We start from the raw sequence: 16,450 nt of genomic DNA on the forward strand, positions 1-16,450 counted from the left end.
GATTCCTGCCGCGTCTGAGACGATGATGCTTATCTCAGAGCACCTCGGCGGGTTCCTGCTTCACGGAGCGGCCTGACTGCACCGGCTCTCCACAGGCTGCAACGCGGTGTCCCCGCGCCAGTATGTTGATCGCACCGACCACATCGGCATGCTCCTCATGACCGCACGCGACGCAGCGGAATGCGGCCTGCGTCTGCCGGTTTTCCGCGCTCGCGTATTCGCAGACCGGGCACGTGCGACTCGTATTCGCCGGCGGCACGGCAATGAGCCAGCCGCCGTTCCACGCCAGCTTGTAGTCCAGCTGACGACGAAATTCGAACCAGCCCTGATCGAGGATGGCTTTGTTCAGGCCGGACTTGGCCCGAACGTTTTTGCCCGGCGCATCGGGGCTGCCAGCCACCGTCTTCGACATGTTTCGTACCTGCAAGTCCTCGATGCACACCATCGCGTGGTTTTGGCTGATCGTGGTCGTGGCTTTGTGCAGGTAGTCACGGCGGGCATTGCCGATGCCGGCATGGATTCGCTGGATGCGCGCCTTTGCCTTCTTCCAGTTGTTGCTGAACTTGACCTTTCGGCTCATCGCCCGCTGCGCACAACGCAGCCTGGCCTCATGCCGCTTGAAGCTGTTGAGCGGCGCGAGAAAGCTGCCGTCGCTCAGGGTGGCAAACCGTGCAATGCCCAGGTCGATGCCGATCGCACTGGTGGCCTGCGGCACCGGCTGCGCGACTTCACGCCCGGTCTGGATCGACACGAACCATTTGCCCGCGTTTCGCGACACGGTGGCATTACGCACTTCGCCCAACACATCCCGGCTGTTGCGATAACGAAGCCAGCCGAGCTTGGGCAGAAAGACGCGGTTGTTGACCTGATCGAGCTTGATCTGCTTCGAGTCCGGATAGCGAAAGCTGTCGCTGTGCCCCTTCTTCTTGAAGCACGGGAACGCCGCACGCTTGGCGAAGAAGTTCTTGTACGCTCGCTCCAGATCCTTGAGTGCGTGTTGGAGCGGATGCACCGGAGCATCTTTGAGCCAGGGCGTTTCCGTGCCGTTGCGCCACGCCGTCAAGTGCTTTGCCATTGCCACATACCCGATGAACTTGCCGCCCGCCTCGTGGTTCTCCTTCTGCAACGCCAGCGCCTTGTTGAAAACGAACCGGCATGCCCCAGCGAAGCGGCGCATCTTGCGCTGCTGCTCGCCATTAGGCGTCAGTTCGAACTTGAAAGCCTGGAGTCGTTGCATCGGGCCATTGTATGCGTGGCCCACAAGCGAGAGTCAAGCCATTCGACGTGGTCGCCATTGCGTCTTTCTGATCCGTGTGCATGTGGTCTTCCTGACCACAAGCACCGGCGCAATGTGCTTACCACGGAGATGCTGAACGACATGCGCAGCATCTTCGCCAGTGTCTGTCTGGACTTCGAATCCGAACGGGTGAAGTTCGACGGTGCGGACGGCCATGTACACCTGCTGGTGCACTACCCGCCCAAGGATTCCGTGCCGTCGCTGGTGAACAGCTTCAACGGCGTCTCAAGTCGCATGAACCGGCAGAATGCGCCCGCATTCGGAAAAAGTCGTGGGGCGGGGCGCTGTGGTCTCCGTCTTGCTTTGCGGGAAATTGTGGCGGAGCGCCTATCGAAATCGTCCGCCAATACATCGAACCGCATTAGCAGCCACAAAGGACGCCTACGGCGTCCGCGCTATCCTTCCTCGTCCTGAAGAATGAGGTTTGACGCGCATTCAGATCAACGGCAAACGGGAAGGCAGCATCGGCATCACCTTTCGGAAGGAGCAATCATCAGGTGCGGCGACGCACTGACAGGTTTAATGCGCCAGATAATACCCGGCGAATTCGAAAACGAATCGCCCCATTATTTACATCACGAGATGATTTAACCAATTCGTCAAAAATAAATTATTCACCAAAAACCGGCCGATTCGAATTTCGATTTACCGGCACCATCGCCGCAAACCCCCGCCAGTCTTGACGAACGCCCCACCGCACCACCCATCGCCGAATTTCAATGACATCCATCAACATTTGGCGAATTAAATCTCGGCGTTTTCCATTACACGATCCGATTAACGAGATAACATGGCGTCGCTTAATAAAACGACGATCCATTCCGGAATCGTCGCTCGGCGCCGGGCCGCGCCACCTCAACCGCATCACGTCTTTTCCAGGAGCCTCGCATGTCCGATGCCAGCTCGTCCTCCTCCCGTTCCACCGCCGCGCCGGCCGCGGCTTCCGCGCCGAAAATCGGCGTCATTCCCGCCACGCTGATGGTCGCGGGCAACATGATGGGCTCCGGCGTCTTCATGCTGCCCGCGAACCTCGCCGCCACCGGCGGCATCGCGATCTTCGGCTGGCTGATCACCGTGGTCGGCGCCGTGTCGCTCGCGCTGGTGTTCGCGAAGCTCGCGGCAATCGACCCGGCCGCCGGCGGCCCGTATGCGTATGCACGCAAGTCGTTCGGCCCGTACATCGGCTACCAGACCAACCTGATCTACTGGCTCGCGAACGTGCTCGGCAACGTCGGCCTCGCGGTCGCCGGCCTCGGCTACCTGACGCACTTCTTCCCGGTCCTGCACGACCCGCTCGTGTTCGCGCTCGCGCAGATCTTCGTGATCTGGCTGTTCACCTACGCGAACATCCTCGGGCCGAACGTGGTCGGCCGCGTGCAGTCGGTCACGACGATCTTCGCGCTCGTGCCGATCCTCGGAATGGCCGTGTTCGGCTGGTTCTGGTTCAGCAAGGACGTGTACTTCGCCGGCTGGAACGTGTCGGGCGCGAGCAGCTTCAGCGCGATCGGCGCGACGCTGAACTTCACGCTGTGGGCGTTCATCGGTGTCGAAAGCGCATCGGTGTCGGCCGGCGTCGTCGAGAACCCGTCGCGCAACGTGCCGATCGCGACCGTCGGCGGCGTCGTGCTCGCGGCCGTCTGCTACGTGCTCAGCTCGACCGTGATCATGGGGATGATCCCGAACAAGGCGCTGCTCGCGTCGAGCGCGCCGTTCGCGGATGCCGCACGCCTCGCGCTCGGCAACACCGCCGCCAACGCGGTGGCCATCTGCGCGGCGCTCGGCTGCCTCGGCTCGCTCGCGGGCTGGACGCTGCTGGTCGGCCAGACCGCGAAGGCCGCGGCCGACGACGGCCTGTTCGCCGGCGTGTTCGCGCGCGTCAACTCGAAGAACGTGCCGTCGGCCGGCCTCGCGATCGTCGCGGTGATCATGTCGGTGCAGGTGCTCGCGACGATGTCGCCGAGCGCGAGCGAGCAGTTCGGCAAGATCGCGTCGATCGCCGTGATCATGACGCTGCTGCCGTACATCTATTCGTGCATCGCGATCAAGGTGCTCGGCTACGGCAAGATGCCGTCGCACCAGTTCACCTTCTACACGATCGTCGGCCTGATCGGCGCCGTCTATTCGCTGTGGGCGATGGTCGGCTCCGACGGCCAGCAGACGCGCTGGTCGCTGATCTTCGTGATCGCGACGATCGTGTTCTACGAGCTGTCGATCAACCGTCAGCGCGAAATCGAGGAAACCCACGTCCATCCGGGCGGCCGCTCGCCGCGCTGGGTGCGCTACCTCGCGCTCGGCGTGACCATCGTCGCGCTCGTCGCGACCTTCTGGATCTCCGTGGGCCAGCACAAGGCCGACTTCCTTCACGCACGCTCGCCGGCCGCGGGCGCCGCAAGCATCCCGGCCACTCAACCAACGGGGGAATAACAGATGACCGCTTCCTTGACCCAACCGGCGTTCCGCCGCCTCGGCATGAAGGCGCTGCTCGTGCAGCACGACATCGACGAGCGCACCGCCACCGGTCGCGCCGCCACCGCGCTCGCCGAGGAATTGCGCACGCGGCTCGTCGACGTCGTGATCGCGACGTCCGCCGACGACGCATGCGCCGTCGTCAATGCCGATCCCGCAATCCAGTGCCTGCTGCTGAACTGGGAGCTCGGCAACGATCCCGCGCATGCGCCCGCGCAGGCCGTGCTCGACGCGATGCGCGCGCGCAATGCGACGGTGCCGGTGTTCCTGCTCGCGAGCCGCGCGAGCGCGGCCGCGATTCCGGTCGATGCGATGCGCAAGGCCGACGACTTCATCTGGATGCTGGAAGACACCACCGCGTTCATCGGCGGGCGGATCGTCGCCGCGATCGAACGCTACCGCGAAACCGTGCTGCCGCCGATGTTCCGCGCGCTTGCGCAGTTCTCGCGCGTGTACGAATACTCGTGGCACACGCCGGGCCACACGGGCGGCACCGCGTTCCTGAAATCGCCGGTCGGCCGCGCGTATTTCGAATTCTTCGGCGAAGCGCTGTTCCGCTCGGACCTGTCGATCTCGGTCGGCGAACTCGGCTCGCTGCTCGATCACTCGGGCCCGATCGGCGAAAGCGAACGCTACGCGGCGCGCGTGTTCGGCGCGCACCGCACGTATCACGTGACGAACGGCTCGTCGATGTCGAACCGCGTGATCCTGATGGCGAGCGTCACGCGCAACCAGGTCGCGCTGTGCGACCGCAACTGCCACAAATCGGCCGAGCACGCGATGACGATGTCCGGCGCGATTCCGACCTACCTGATCCCGTCGCGCAACCATTACGGAATCATCGGGCCGATCATGCCGGAACGGCTCACGGCCGCCGCCGTGCGCCTCGCGATCGACGCGAACCCGCTGGTGCGCGGCCGCGACGGCATCGATCCGACGCCGGTACACGCGCTGATCACGAACTCGACTTACGACGGCCTCTGCTACAACGTCGCGCGCGTCGAGGAACTGCTCGGCCAGAGCGTCGACCGGCTGCATTTCGACGAAGCCTGGTACGGCTATGCGCGCTTCAACCCGATCTACCGCGACCGTCACGCGATGCACGGCGATCCGTCGCAGCACGACGCGAGCAAGCCGACCGTGTTCGCGACGCAGTCGACGCACAAGCTGCTCGCCGCGCTGTCGCAGGCGTCGTTCATCCATATCCGCGACGGCCGCAATCCGATCGAGCATGCGCGCTTCAACGAGGCGTACATGATGCATGCGTCGACGTCGCCGAACTACGCGATCATCGCGTCCAACGACGTGAGCGCCGCGATGATGGACGGCCCCGGCGGCGAGGCGCTGACGACCGACGCGATCCGCGAAGCCGTGTCGTTCCGCCGGATGCTCGCGCGGCTGCATGCGGAATGCGAGGAGAACGACGACTGGTTCTTCAACGGCTGGCAGCCGGACATCGTCGCCGATCGCAAGACGGGCCGGCGCGTGCGCTTCCATGAAGCGGACGAAACGCTGCTCGCCACCGATCCGTCATGCTGGGTGCTGCATCCGGGCGATACGTGGCACGGCTTCGGCAACATCGAGGACGACTACTGCATGCTCGATCCGATCAAGGTGTCGATCGTCACGCCTGGCGTCGCGCCGAACGGCGGGCTGATGCCGATCGGCATTCCGGCGTCGGTCGTCACCGCGTATCTGGACCGGCACGGCATCGTCGTCGAGAAGACGACCGACTTCACGATCCTGTTCCTGTTCTCGCTCGGCGTGACGAAGGGCAAGTGGGGCACGCTCGTCAACACGCTGCTCGACTTCAAGCGCGACTACGACACGAACGCGCCGCTCGAACAGGCGCTGCCGGAACTCGTCGCGCGCTATCCGGAGCGCTACGGCAAGCTCGGGCTGCGCGAGCTGTGCGACCTGATGTTCAGCGCGATGAGCGACCTGAAGACGACCGAGATGATGTCGCGCGGCTTCTCGACGCTGCCGCAGCCGGACTTCAGCCCCGCCGAAGCGTTCGAGCATCTGGTGCACAACGACATCGAGATGCTGGAGCTGTCGGAAATGGCGGGCCGCACCGTCGCGACGGGCGTCGTGCCCTATCCGCCGGGCATTCCGCTGCTGATGCCGGGCGAGAACGCGGGGCCGGCCGACGGCCCGCTGCTCGGCTACCTGAAAGCGCTCGAACAGTACGACCTGCGCTTCCCGGGCTTCACGCACGATACGCACGGCGTCGAAGTCGAGGACGGCGTGTACCGGATCGCGTGCATCCGGCAGGCCGACCACGACACCGCCACGCGGTGAGCGAATGCGTTGCGACGCCGGCTTGACGCGGCCGGCGTCGCAACGCGCGACAGCCCGCCGCTCAGGCGGGCAACCGACCGACCCACGCGGCAAGCTGCGCTTCGCCTTCCTCGTCTAGCTTGCCCTTCAGTTCTCCGTACCACGGCGCGATCGCATCGGCCGGCTGCGTGGCCTTCAGGATCTCGAAACTGTTCTCGAGGAATGACGAAAAGAACGGGATGCCACGCATGTACAGGAAGGTCGAGTCGGTAATGCGCACGTGGCCGTACACGTCGCGCACCCATGCAAGATGCGGCAGCGCTTCGCGCATGTGGCCGCTTTGCATCAGCGCCGAAATGAAGTTCACGCGCGCGGCGACGTCCGACTGCTCGTTCGTGTCGTGATTGACCTCGGCCGCCTTCTCCATCCACGCTTCGCCGCGCGCCACTTCGTCGCACATCACGGACGTCGTCGCGAGCTGCACCGCGTTGTGCGCGCTTGGCTCGTGCTGGAACAGCGCGAGCCAGCAAGGAAACGCTTCAGGGTAACGCTTCATCGCCGAGTACGACAGCGCGCACAGGCGCGCCGCATCGGCCAGCCGTTCCACGTGCGGGGCGGCGGCCGCGATCGCGGCCTCGTGCCGGCCGGCCTGGAATGCCGTCAGCGCGGGTGCGAGTTCCGGCGCGATGTCGAGCGCGCTCGGCTCGTTCGCGTTGCCTGCTTCGCCTGCTTCGTTCGCGTCGTGGCGTGGCGTGGGCGTTGCCGCTTCATCACGCGGCTTCTTTCCGAACAGCTTTCCCAGCAGGCCCATGGTGATTTTCCTTGTCGTTGTGGTGAATGAACGGCGCATGCTGCCGTCCGGCCGCGACCGCCGATGCCGGCGATCTTGCGCCTGCATGAAGTCACGCGCGAGAAACATCGTCGCCACGCGCAGCGGGCCGTCGTGGCAATACACGTGCGCGTCATCGCGCATGAAGCCGAATCCGGGGTTCTCTCCGGGCATCATGTAGGTTCCGCTTTCGTCCGGAATACCCCGGTCAGGCGGTGCGCCGCCGCGTACGAAAGCCATCGCCGCGCGACAACGCGGCGCTCAAGCGTCCTGCGATCTTACGCCGCGTCCATCCCGCGCCGATACGCGGCGGGGCTCGTCGCCGCGACGCGCCGGAAATGCCGGCGCAGCGACTCCTCAGAGCCGAAGCCCGCGCGCTCGGCGACCTGCGCGAGCGACAGCGCGGGATGCGTTTCGAGCATGTCCTTCGCGACGTTCACGCGTTCCCGGATCAGCCACGTGAGCGGCGACATCCCCGTCGCATCGACGAACTGGCGCTGCAGCGTGCGCGTGCTCATCGCGGCCTGCGCGGCCAGCGACGCAAGCGTGTGCGGCTCGGCCGCATGCGCGCGCATCCAGTCGATCAGCTTCGCGATCCGGTCGCTGCCGCCGGGGGCGACCGGGCGCGGCACGAACTGCGCCTGCCCGCCGTCGCGATGCGGCGGCAGCACGAGGCGCTGCGCGACGCGATTCGCGATCGCGCCGCCGTGATCGCGGCGCACGAGATGCAGCAGCATGTCGAGCCCCGCCGCCGAGCCGGCCGACGTGATCACCTGCCCTTCGTCGACGTACAGCGCGTCGGGGTTCACGCGCAGCGCCGGATAGCGCGCCTGCAGGCGCTCCGCATAGCGCCAGTGCGTCGTGACGGTCAGCCCGTCGAGCACGCCGGCCGCCGCGAGCACGAACACGCCCGAGCAGATCGAACCAAGCCGCGCGCCGCGACGATGCGCGGCCCGCAGCTTCCTGAGCAACGGCTCCGGCGGCAATTCGTCCGGATCGCGCCAGCCGGGAATCACGATGGTATCCGCGCGATCGAGCATCGCGAGACGGTACGGCGCGGCGACCGTGATGCCGCCCGCCGCGCGCACCGGCCCCGGCTCGCTCGCGCAGACCGCGAAGCGATACCAGTCGACGCCCAGTTCCGGGCGCTCGAGCGCGAACAGTTCGACCACGCAGCCGAATTCGAACGTGCAGAGGCGATCGTAGGCGAGCGCGACGACGAGATGATTGTGCATGGCGCGATGTTACCGGAACTTGTCGATCGCGCCACTGCCGCGACGGCCGCCGAACCGCGATACTGCCCTGTATTCCGGTGCACTTCGCACCGTCCTTCAGGAGCGTGTTCCATGTCCTACGTCACCGACGTCCCCGCCGCCGACAGCGCCGCCGCCCTCGCCCATTTCGACGCGTCGCTGCATTTCGAGACCGATTGCTGGGACGTGCACGACGCGCTTGCATCGGGCGCGCCCGACTTCGTGCTGCTCGACGTTCGCGGTCCGGACCTGTTTGCGCGCGGCCACGTGCCCGGCGCCCGCAATCTGCCGCACCGCAAGATCGTCGCCGGCAAGCTCGCCGGCTACCCGGCCGGCACGCTGTTCGTCGTCTATTGCGCGGGCCCGCACTGCAACGGCGCCGCACGCGCGGCGATCCGGCTCGCGCGCCTGGGCCGTCCGGTGAAGCTGATGATCGGCGGCGTCACGGGCTGGCTGGACGAAGGTTTCGCGTTGAGCAACGATGGGCAGCCGGAAGGCGCCGACGCGCGCTGATCGTCACTAAAAACGCAACAATCAATTGTCTGCACGCAAATGGAAAAAGCGCGACAATCGGTCTCATTGCAGTTCGGTTGGAGCAGCAACATGCATGACGCAGTCTTGATTGATATTGCCGGTTCGGTCGCCGCGGTCGCACTCTATTTCTTTCCGGCCATCGTCGCGGACCGGCGCGGCCGGCGCGACAAGCTGATGATCGCGATGTTCAACGCGCTGTTCGCGTGGACGGGCATCGGCTGGCTGATGACGCTGTACTGGGCGTTTCAGCCGAACCCGCAAGCCGATGTCGCGCAAACCATCCTCGCGAAGCGCCACGGCATCAGCATGCGCACCTTCTCGACCGGTCTCGTCGAACGCGTGCAGCGCCGCGTCGCCGCCCAGGAGCAATGGGCGGAGAAGCAAGGCTGCCGCTGAGCCCCGTTTTCCCGCTTATCGGGCCGTGCCGAATTTCGGCATCCTGACGTTGGTCGACGCCTGGTAGTCCCACACCAGCCTGTCGCGCGGCGCCCCGTCGCCCGCACGCAACCACGCGTCGAACGCCCCCGCCGTCACGGCCCGCGCGATCCGCTCGCCCGGGCAGCCGTGCGGCCCCGTGCCAAACCCGAAATTCGGCCCCGGCGCGCGGCCGGGCAGCAGCCGATGCGGGTCGCGATGCACGGCCGGATCGCGATTCGCCGCCGCGAGCACGACGAGAATCGCCGCGCCCGCGTCGATGGTCACGCCTTCGATCGTCGTGCGCGATGCGACGAAGCGGCGCGTGTTCTGCACCGGCGAATCGAATCGTCCGACTTCGGCGACGAATGCATCCAGCACGGCGGCGTCCGGCATCGCGCATCCGCGCGCCGTCCGGTGAGCCGCCGTCGCATCCCACGCCGCCAGTACGTTGCCGAGCCACGCGGCCGTCGCCTCGCACGTTTGCGACAACAATCCGACGAGATTCGCGACCCGTGCGCCGCTCGCCTGCCAGCCCGCGTCGCGCGCCGCCTGCTGAACCGCCGCGACGAGCGAGCCGTCCTGCGCACGCGCGTGCGCGACGCGCTCGGTCATCCGGTCCAGCAATTCCCGCGCGGCCTCGCTCGCGCGGGCCAGCGCCGCGTCGTCCGACAGCGGCGACAACGCAGCGACGAAATCGACGACCCGCGCGGCGATCGCGTCGAGCTGCGTATCGTCGAAACCGAGCAGGTCCGCGACCGCACAAACGGGCACCGTCAGGCACCACGCGTTCAGCGCGTCGGCATCGTAAGGCGCGCGCAGCCGGCTGCCGGCAAGCCGCGCGGCCCGCTCGCGCAGCGCGTGTGCATCGATCGGCGCGAACGCGGTGCGCAACGCGTGCTTCGGCACGTCGTGCCGCAGCGCACCGTCGTTCATGCGCACCAGTTCGCCGAACAGCGCGCCGGCCGTCGTGCCGCGCAATGCAGGCGGCACGGGCGCGTCGAGCGGCCTGACGCGACACGCGGGATGGCCGAGCACGGCCATCACGCTCGCCGCGCGGCTCGCGACCCACAGGCCGAGCGTGGCATCGAACGCGAGCGGCGGCCCGTCGACGAGCGTCGCGTAGTACGGATAGGGATCGCGGTGCGTCACCGCGGCAATCGGATCGGTCGGGTTCATACGTGCAGTATCGGCGCACTGCGCGGCCGCACGTTTCGGACTGGCGTGAAATGTCGAAGTGAGGGCAGCGTGGGCTGCGGCAGTGCAGCACGGCCCGGGCGGCAGACGCCACGCGGCGCGGCGCCGTAACGAAACGACCGGCGTCAGGCCGCCGACCGGTAGCGGTGCGCCTGCATGCGCATGCGAACGCGCCCGGCCGAAATCGCGCGCGGCTCGGCCACCACCGCCTCGTGGTGGAACATTTCCTGCCGGAAGTGGCCGCTGTCGTCGAACCACTGGCAGATCAGCCAGTCGGCATCGTCGAACACGACCGGCCCGGCATAGGTGACGGTCATGCGCGGGCCGCCGGCTTTCAGCGTCACGACATCGCCGACGCGAAAGCTACTGCCGGGATTCTCTCGAATCGTCATCGCTTTCTCGACTTTCTATATATTCATTTTCCGGCGGCCTGCCTGCCGGCACATTTGACTGTATCGCAGACTACCCATCCGAAAAATAAACGGCAACTCATAAAACCGAAAGAAACCGGTCGGGAAATCGCAACAATAGGTACGATCAATACACTTGGCGGATCGCCGATCACCAGAACCGGCATGGCTTGCGCGCCGGCTCCGGATAACCGGCTGGAGTGCGGAGAATAAACGAAGTAAATTCCGCCGTCATCGAACTTTAAATCGACGGCGATTTCGCTTGATTACTGTCAATTCCTTTTCAACGTGAAAACGTTCCCGGGTTTTACCGAATGCTCATTGCGCAAACGGAACGCGGGAATTGTCCGGCGCGGCAAACCAGCGATCGAGGTCGCGCCCCGGCACCGCCGCCTGCGCGAACGTGAACGTGCCGTCGCGCGCCATTTCCGTCGCACCGCGCAGGAACGCGCCAAGCGCCGCGCGGGCGAGCGCGCCGCCGACGCTGATGCGCTTCACGCCGAGCGCCGCGAGCGCATCGCGGCTCAGCAACCCGCCTTGCAGCCCCATCACGACGTTGACCGGCGCGCTCACCGCACGCGTGACCGCCGCGATGTCGTCGGGATCGGTCAGGCCCGGCGCGTACAGCACGTCGGCGCCCGCGTCGCGATACGCGACCAGCCGCGCGATCGTATCGGCCAGATCGCGGCGGCCATGCAGGTAGTTTTCGCAACGCGCGGTCAGCGTGAACGGGAATGGCAGCGCGCGCGCCGCCGCAACGGCGGCGGCGATCCGCTCCACCGCCGCGTCGTGCGGATAGATCGGCGCGTCGGTGCGACCGGTCGCGTCCTCGATCGAGCCGCCCACCGCGCCGGCTTGCGCGGCGAGCCGGATCGTGTCGGCCACCGTCTCGGGCGCGTCGTCGAAGCCGTTCTCGAGATCGGCGCTCACCGGCAGGCCGCCCGCCGCCGCGATCTCGGCGATGTGCGCGAGCATCGCGTCACGGCCGATCGCGTTGTCGGGCAGCCCTCTCGAATACGCGAAGCCGGCGCTCGTCGTGGCGAGCGCTTCGAAGCCGGCCATCGCGAGCAGCCGGGCGGTGCCGGCGTCCCACGGGTTCGGGATGATGAATGCGCCGGGGCGGGCGTGCAGTGCGCGGAAGGCTTCGGCGTGGCGGACTTGAAGGTCTGAACGGGTCATCACGGACTCCCGAATGAGGTTGACGAGTCAGCTTACGCGCATCGTGCACGCGACGTTTCAGCATCAGCCGAAGTGTCGCCGCGTCGCATGCGATGCGGCGCAGGCGCGGCTCGCGGCCGCGTCGGTCACCGCGTATCCGAGCGTCGTCGGTTGCATCGGGAGGATTCGGGAAAACGGGAGATCGAAGCCGCGGGTGCGGTCATACGACGTACGCGCCCTTCGCATGCAGTTCGGCTTCGGTGCGCTCGAGCGCTGCGATCGCGTCGCTGCCTTCGAGCGCCAGCAACTGCGCGACCAGCGCCTCGGCCATCGCGTGCGCGGCGACCAGCGACGGAAAGAACGACGGGCTGTCGTGCGTGAAGATCAGTTGCGCGTCCGCATGCAGCGCGATCGGCGACACCGCGCTGTCGGTGATCGCGACGATCTTGCTGCCCTGCGCTTTCGCGGCCTGCGCGACGCGCGTCGCTTCCGCCGAATACGGCGCGAAGCTGACGACCACGGTCACGCTGTGCTTCGCGATCGTGCGCAGCTCCATCTCGAGCGAGCCGGCGACGCCGTTGAGCAGCGACACGGTCGGCCGGAACAGCCGGTAGCCGTACACGAATCCGAACGCGACCGGATAGCACGACCGGAACCCCGCGACGTGCACGTGCGACGCCTTGCGGATCAGCTTCGCGGCGTCCGCGAGCGCGTGCTCGTTCTGCGCGGCGGTTGCCGCCAGATTGTGCTGCTGCGCGGCGAGCAGGTCGTGCGCGAGCGACGCCTTCGCGTCGGGGCGCACCAGCGAACGCGCGCGCTGCGTGAGCGGCTCCGGACGCGTACGCACGCGCGCGACGCACAGGTCGCGCAGCTCGTTCCAGCCGGGAAAACCGAATTGCTGCGCGAGCCGCACGAGCGACGCAGGCTGTACCTGCGCGCGCTGTGCGACCTTGCGCATCGACGAAGTGGCGACTTCGTCGGGATGATCGAGCAGAAATGCAGCACCCGCCTGGAATTGCGGGCTCAGTTCGGAAAATTGCGCCCGGATCCGGGACGCGAGTTCATCGAAAGTGGCGGCCATCTTGGTGGGAACGGGAACCGGTCGCTCATGGTATCACCGGCCCCGCGCGCACCGTTCAGCGCAGCACTTCGACGTGGTCGGCGTCGACCTTCACGCGGCCCGACCACTTGCGCTCGAATTCGCCTGTCACCTTCACTTCGCTCTTGTCGCTGACGGGCTGGCCGGCAGCCCACAGCTTGTCGTCGATCTCGACGCGGATCGTGCCGGTCGCATCGGTGAACTCGTAATCCTCGCCGCCGACGTGCTTGACGATGCGCCCCTGCAACTGCACGTGCTGGTCGTCCTTGCCGTTCGCGAGCAGTTCCTTCACGGTGGTGGTGGTCAGCGTGGACGGCCCCGTGTATTGCGCGTAGACGGCGGCGGGCAGCGTGGCGAGCGCGACGGTCAGGATGCGGGCCAGGTGTTTCATGATCGGATTCTCCTTCTTCGGTATGGTGCCGCGCCTCGATGAGCGCGACGGCCTGAGATTACGGACCGTAAGATTAAGCAAACCTGAAGGGGATGCAGAAGCGACACGGTGCCGCATTGGACAAGTACGAAATACCGGCCGGCTGCCGCCTTTAAGCTGGGGCTAAGACACCTGCGCTTATCATGGGAACCCCGGGCGCTCACGCCCACGAAGAGACACGAATCCATGCGCGTACTGCTCGTCGAGGACGATCCGCTGATCGGCAGCGGGCTCGAACAGGGCCTCCGGCAAGAGGGCTTCGCGGTCGACTGGGTGAAGGACGGCGATGCCGCGTCGCTCGCGCTGCGCTCGACCGGCTACGGCCTGCTGCTGCTCGACCTCGGGCTGCCGAACCGCGACGGCCTGTCGGTGCTCGCGTCGCTGCGCCGCCGCGACGAAACGCTGCCCGCCATCATCATCACCGCGCGCGACGGCATCCCGGACCGCATCGCCGGCCTCGACAGCGGCGCCGACGACTATCTCGTCAAGCCGTTCGTGCTCGAGGAACTGCTCGCCCGCATTCGCGCGGTCAACCGCCGCCACGCGGGGCGCGCGCAAACGACGCTCGCGATCGGCCCGCTGCGCCTCGATCCGATCAAGCACCTGGTATGGCTCAACGACGACGAAGTCACGCTGTCGCCGAAGGAATTCGTTTTGCTGCACGAACTGATGCGCGACCCGGGCGCGGTGATTTCGCGCGAACAGTTCGAGGAACGGCTCTATAGCTGGGGCGAAGAAATCGAGAGCAACGCGGTGCAGGTGCACATCCACAACCTGCGCAAGAAACTCGGCCACGACATGATCCGCACGGTGCGCGGCGTCGGCTACCGGATCGGTGACGGCACATGACGCGGCTGCAGCAGGCGATCGTGCGCTGGCGCAGCGCGTCGCTGCGGCGGCGCCTGCTGATGTGGCTGCTGCCCGCGGCCTGCGTAATCGGGCTGGCCGCGAGCGCGGGCACCTACTGGGGCGCGCTGCGCGAGCTCGACGACCTGCTCGACGACCAGATGCGCAGCATGTCGAAGCAGATCGTCGTCGGCCCGAACGGCGAGCTGTCGTTCCGCAACCAAGGCGACGGCAAGCACGATTTCGAGGCAAACGACCCCGACGCGGTGCTGCTGCAGGTATGGCGCAACGGCACGCTCGTCTATTCGACCGATCGCGACTCGCCACTGCCGCCGCCCGCGCAGACGGGCATCGCGAGCGTCGACGTCGACGGCCAGCCGTGGCGCACCTACGTCACCGAGCGCGGCGGCACGACGATCCGGCTCGCGCAGGCGCGCCACGCACGCTGGGAAGCGATCGCGGGCATCGCCGTGCATCTGCTGTGGCCGGTGTTCTCGATGCTGCCGGTGCTCGCGATCGGGCTGTGGTTCGGCATCGGCGCGGGGCTGCGGCCGCTGCGCACGATCGCGGCCGGGTTGAAGCGCAGGAATGCAAACAATCTCGAACCGGTCGACGTCGCGTCGATGCCGAACGAGGTCCGCCCGCTCGCGGAAGCGATCAACGACCTGCTCGCGCGGCTCGACCGCTCGTTCACGCTGCAGCGGCATTTCATCGCCGATGCCGCGCACGAGCTGCGCACGCCGATCATGGGGCTGTCGATCCAGTCGCAATTGCTGCGGCGCGCGGCGAGCCCCGACGAGCGCGAGCAGATTCTCACGCAGATCCACGCCGGCACGACGCGCCTCGGCCACCTCGCCGAACAGTTGCTGACGCTCGCGCGTCTCGAGCCCGATATGCAGGCCGCCGCGTCCGCGCCCGTCGATCTCGCCACACTGTGCCGGTCGGTGGTCTCCGACCGTGCGCGCGTCGCCGACGCACACCGCATCGATCTCGGCGCGATCGTGTCGTCGCCGGTGATGGCCGCGGGCAATGCGGACACGCTGCGCGTGCTGCTGAACAACCTCGTCGACAACGCGATCCGCTACGCGGGCGACGGTGCGCGGATCGACGTGTCCGCGCGCATCGATGGCGCAACGCCCGTGCTCGAAGTCGCCGACGACGGCCCCGGCATCCCCGAAGCCGAGCGCACCGACGTGTGGGAACGCTTCTATCGCGGCGAAGGCGCGCAGGCGGTCACGTCGTCGGGCAGCGGACTCGGGTTGTCGATCGTCAAGCGGATCGCCGAACAGCATCGCGCGACGGTCGCGCTCGGCACGACGCAAGGCGGACGCGGCCTGACCGTGACGGTGCGGTTCCCCGTGCCGGCCTGACGCGCGTCAACCCGATGCGCGTCGGCGCACACCAGGCGCGCGGCTTGTCCACAGATTGTGTTGGCAAGCTTGTGGACAACCCGCCGCTAACGACGACAAGCCATTGATCGGAAAGGATTTGGCGGCCGTGCGCAGTGAATGCGCCAGGCCGCGTCACACCGCGGCACGCGTCGACGCGACAATCGCCCTTTTCTCCCGTACCCCCGTACTCCCGTCCGCGATCGGCGCCATGCGGCTCAATTCGACAACCAGTTGTCTATTTAGTAAACGGGTTGTCAAATCATCCCGCATATTCAAACTCAAACAGATCGGCATCGACGCGCAACCCGTCGTGCTCGTCAACGTCTTCACGCTCGATCCGGCCGACGAAGCGGATTTCCTCGCCGTGTGGAAGGACGACGCCGGGTTCATGAAACGGCAGCCGGGATTCATGTCGACCCAGTTGCATCGCGCGCTCAGCGACAGTCCGACCGACTTCAACTACGCGATCCGGGAATCGACGGACGCGTTTCGGGCCGCGTTCACGCGTCCCGAGTTCGTCGCGAAACGCTCGGCCTGTCCGTCGTCGGCCGTCGCGAGCCCGCACTTGTTCCGGAAGGTCGCGGTCGCCGGCATCTGTACCGCGTGAGCGCACGCGCGAGCCGGCGCGCACCGCGCGTTGCATCCCGTGTCATGCCGGCCGATCGCACCCCCGGACTTCTCCACAGAAAATGTTGGCAAGCTTGTGGATATCCTGCGCACCGCAGCGCTAAACCCTTGATCCGATGGACTTTGGCACGGGTGATGCAGACGCGGCGCGGGCCGGCCCGTCATACGCGCCGCTTCGCCGCACTTCGCGTCACGATGCCACGCCGGCACCGCGGCGAC

15 protein-coding genes and 1 pseudogene are annotated in these 16,450 nt (G+C 66.7%); 8 read left to right on the forward strand and 8 right to left on the reverse strand.

Annotation, left to right across the window (positions count from 1 at the left end):
* Positions 1-34: 34 nt before the first annotated feature.
* On the reverse strand, positions 35-1,237 hold the full coding sequence (locus DCN14_RS11015) for an RNA-guided endonuclease TnpB family protein (RefSeq protein WP_096509063.1): 1,203 nt from the start codon (positions 1,235-1,237) through the stop codon (positions 35-37).
* A 40-nt stretch (positions 1,238-1,277) separates the two neighbouring features.
* Here DCN14_RS11015 and tnpA point away from each other — a divergent pair.
* The 3 genes and pseudogenes from tnpA to DCN14_RS11030 all read left to right on the forward strand — a co-directional run bounded on the left by tnpA (position 1,278) and on the right by DCN14_RS11030 (position 6,064).
* Positions 1,278-1,662: pseudogene (tnpA, locus tag DCN14_RS11020) on the forward strand (IS200/IS605 family transposase).
* A gap of 523 nt (positions 1,663-2,185) precedes the next feature.
* Positions 2,186-3,721 (forward strand): arginine/agmatine antiporter, encoded by a 1,536-nt coding sequence (gene adiC, locus DCN14_RS11025; protein ID WP_096501552.1) that lies wholly within the window; start codon positions 2,186-2,188, stop codon positions 3,719-3,721.
* 3 nt (positions 3,722-3,724) lie between these two features.
* Positions 3,725-6,064 carry an Orn/Lys/Arg decarboxylase N-terminal domain-containing protein gene (locus DCN14_RS11030; protein WP_096501554.1) on the forward strand — a complete coding sequence of 780 codons (2,340 nt, stop codon included), beginning with the start codon at positions 3,725-3,727 and terminating at the stop codon, positions 6,062-6,064.
* Positions 6,065-6,125: 61 nt separating this feature from the next.
* Here the strand turns inward: DCN14_RS11030 and DCN14_RS11035 are convergent, their stop codons facing one another.
* Both DCN14_RS11035 and ftrA read right to left on the reverse strand, forming a co-directional pair.
* Positions 6,126-6,854 carry a hypothetical protein gene (locus tag DCN14_RS11035; RefSeq protein WP_096502011.1) on the reverse strand — a complete coding sequence of 243 codons (729 nt, stop codon included), beginning with the start codon at positions 6,852-6,854 and terminating at the stop codon, positions 6,126-6,128.
* A gap of 296 nt (positions 6,855-7,150) precedes the next feature.
* Entirely contained in the window at positions 7,151-8,107 is a 957-nt protein-coding gene (ftrA, locus tag DCN14_RS11040) for a transcriptional regulator FtrA (protein WP_096501556.1), read from the reverse strand.
* A 111-nt stretch (positions 8,108-8,218) separates the two neighbouring features.
* On the opposite strand from ftrA, the gene DCN14_RS11045 reads away from it, so the two are divergent.
* Positions 8,219-8,638, forward strand: coding sequence for a rhodanese-like domain-containing protein (locus tag DCN14_RS11045; protein ID WP_096501558.1), 420 nt, complete (start codon positions 8,219-8,221; stop codon positions 8,636-8,638).
* Positions 8,639-8,728: 90 nt separating this feature from the next.
* Positions 8,729-9,055, forward strand: a complete 327-nt coding sequence (locus tag DCN14_RS11050; protein WP_096502013.1) for a superinfection immunity protein — start codon at positions 8,729-8,731, stop codon at positions 9,053-9,055.
* A 15-nt stretch (positions 9,056-9,070) separates the two neighbouring features.
* Here the strand turns inward: DCN14_RS11050 and DCN14_RS11055 are convergent, their stop codons facing one another.
* The 5 genes from DCN14_RS11055 to DCN14_RS11075 all read right to left on the reverse strand — a co-directional run bounded on the left by DCN14_RS11055 (position 9,071) and on the right by DCN14_RS11075 (position 13,328).
* Positions 9,071-10,252, reverse strand: a complete 1,182-nt coding sequence (locus DCN14_RS11055) for a cytochrome P450 (protein ID WP_096501560.1) — start codon at positions 10,250-10,252, stop codon at positions 9,071-9,073.
* A gap of 143 nt (positions 10,253-10,395) precedes the next feature.
* Complete coding sequence (locus DCN14_RS11060; RefSeq protein ID WP_096501562.1) at positions 10,396-10,662, reverse strand: YodC family protein; 267 nt, start codon at positions 10,660-10,662, stop codon at positions 10,396-10,398.
* 336 nt (positions 10,663-10,998) lie between these two features.
* Positions 10,999-11,859: an isocitrate lyase/phosphoenolpyruvate mutase family protein gene (locus tag DCN14_RS11065; protein WP_096501564.1), complete on the reverse strand. Its 861-nt coding sequence runs from the start codon at positions 11,857-11,859 to the stop codon at positions 10,999-11,001.
* 199 nt (positions 11,860-12,058) lie between these two features.
* Positions 12,059-12,919: a MurR/RpiR family transcriptional regulator gene (locus DCN14_RS11070; protein ID WP_096501566.1), complete on the reverse strand. Its 861-nt coding sequence runs from the start codon at positions 12,917-12,919 to the stop codon at positions 12,059-12,061.
* A gap of 55 nt (positions 12,920-12,974) precedes the next feature.
* Positions 12,975-13,328: a NirD/YgiW/YdeI family stress tolerance protein gene (locus DCN14_RS11075; RefSeq protein ID WP_096501568.1), complete on the reverse strand. Its 354-nt coding sequence runs from the start codon at positions 13,326-13,328 to the stop codon at positions 12,975-12,977.
* A gap of 225 nt (positions 13,329-13,553) precedes the next feature.
* Between DCN14_RS11075 and DCN14_RS11080 the strand changes: the two genes are divergently transcribed.
* The 3 genes from DCN14_RS11080 (at position 13,554) to DCN14_RS11090 (ending at position 16,211) form a co-directional block, all read left to right on the forward strand.
* Complete coding sequence (locus DCN14_RS11080; RefSeq protein ID WP_096501570.1) at positions 13,554-14,216, forward strand: response regulator; 663 nt, start codon at positions 13,554-13,556, stop codon at positions 14,214-14,216.
* A complete protein-coding gene (locus DCN14_RS11085; RefSeq protein WP_096501572.1) occupies positions 14,213-15,583 on the forward strand; it encodes an ATP-binding protein in 1,371 nt (456 codons plus the stop codon). The genes DCN14_RS11080 and DCN14_RS11085 overlap by 4 nt, the downstream gene beginning before the upstream one ends.
* Before the next feature lie 229 nt (positions 15,584-15,812).
* Complete coding sequence (locus tag DCN14_RS11090; protein ID WP_096501574.1) at positions 15,813-16,211, forward strand: antibiotic biosynthesis monooxygenase family protein; 399 nt, start codon at positions 15,813-15,815, stop codon at positions 16,209-16,211.
* Positions 16,212-16,450: the final 239 nt, after the last annotated feature.

It is taken from the genome of Burkholderia sp. IDO3 (assembly GCF_003366075.1).
Taxonomy (GTDB): domain Bacteria; phylum Pseudomonadota; class Gammaproteobacteria; order Burkholderiales; family Burkholderiaceae; genus Burkholderia; species Burkholderia anthina.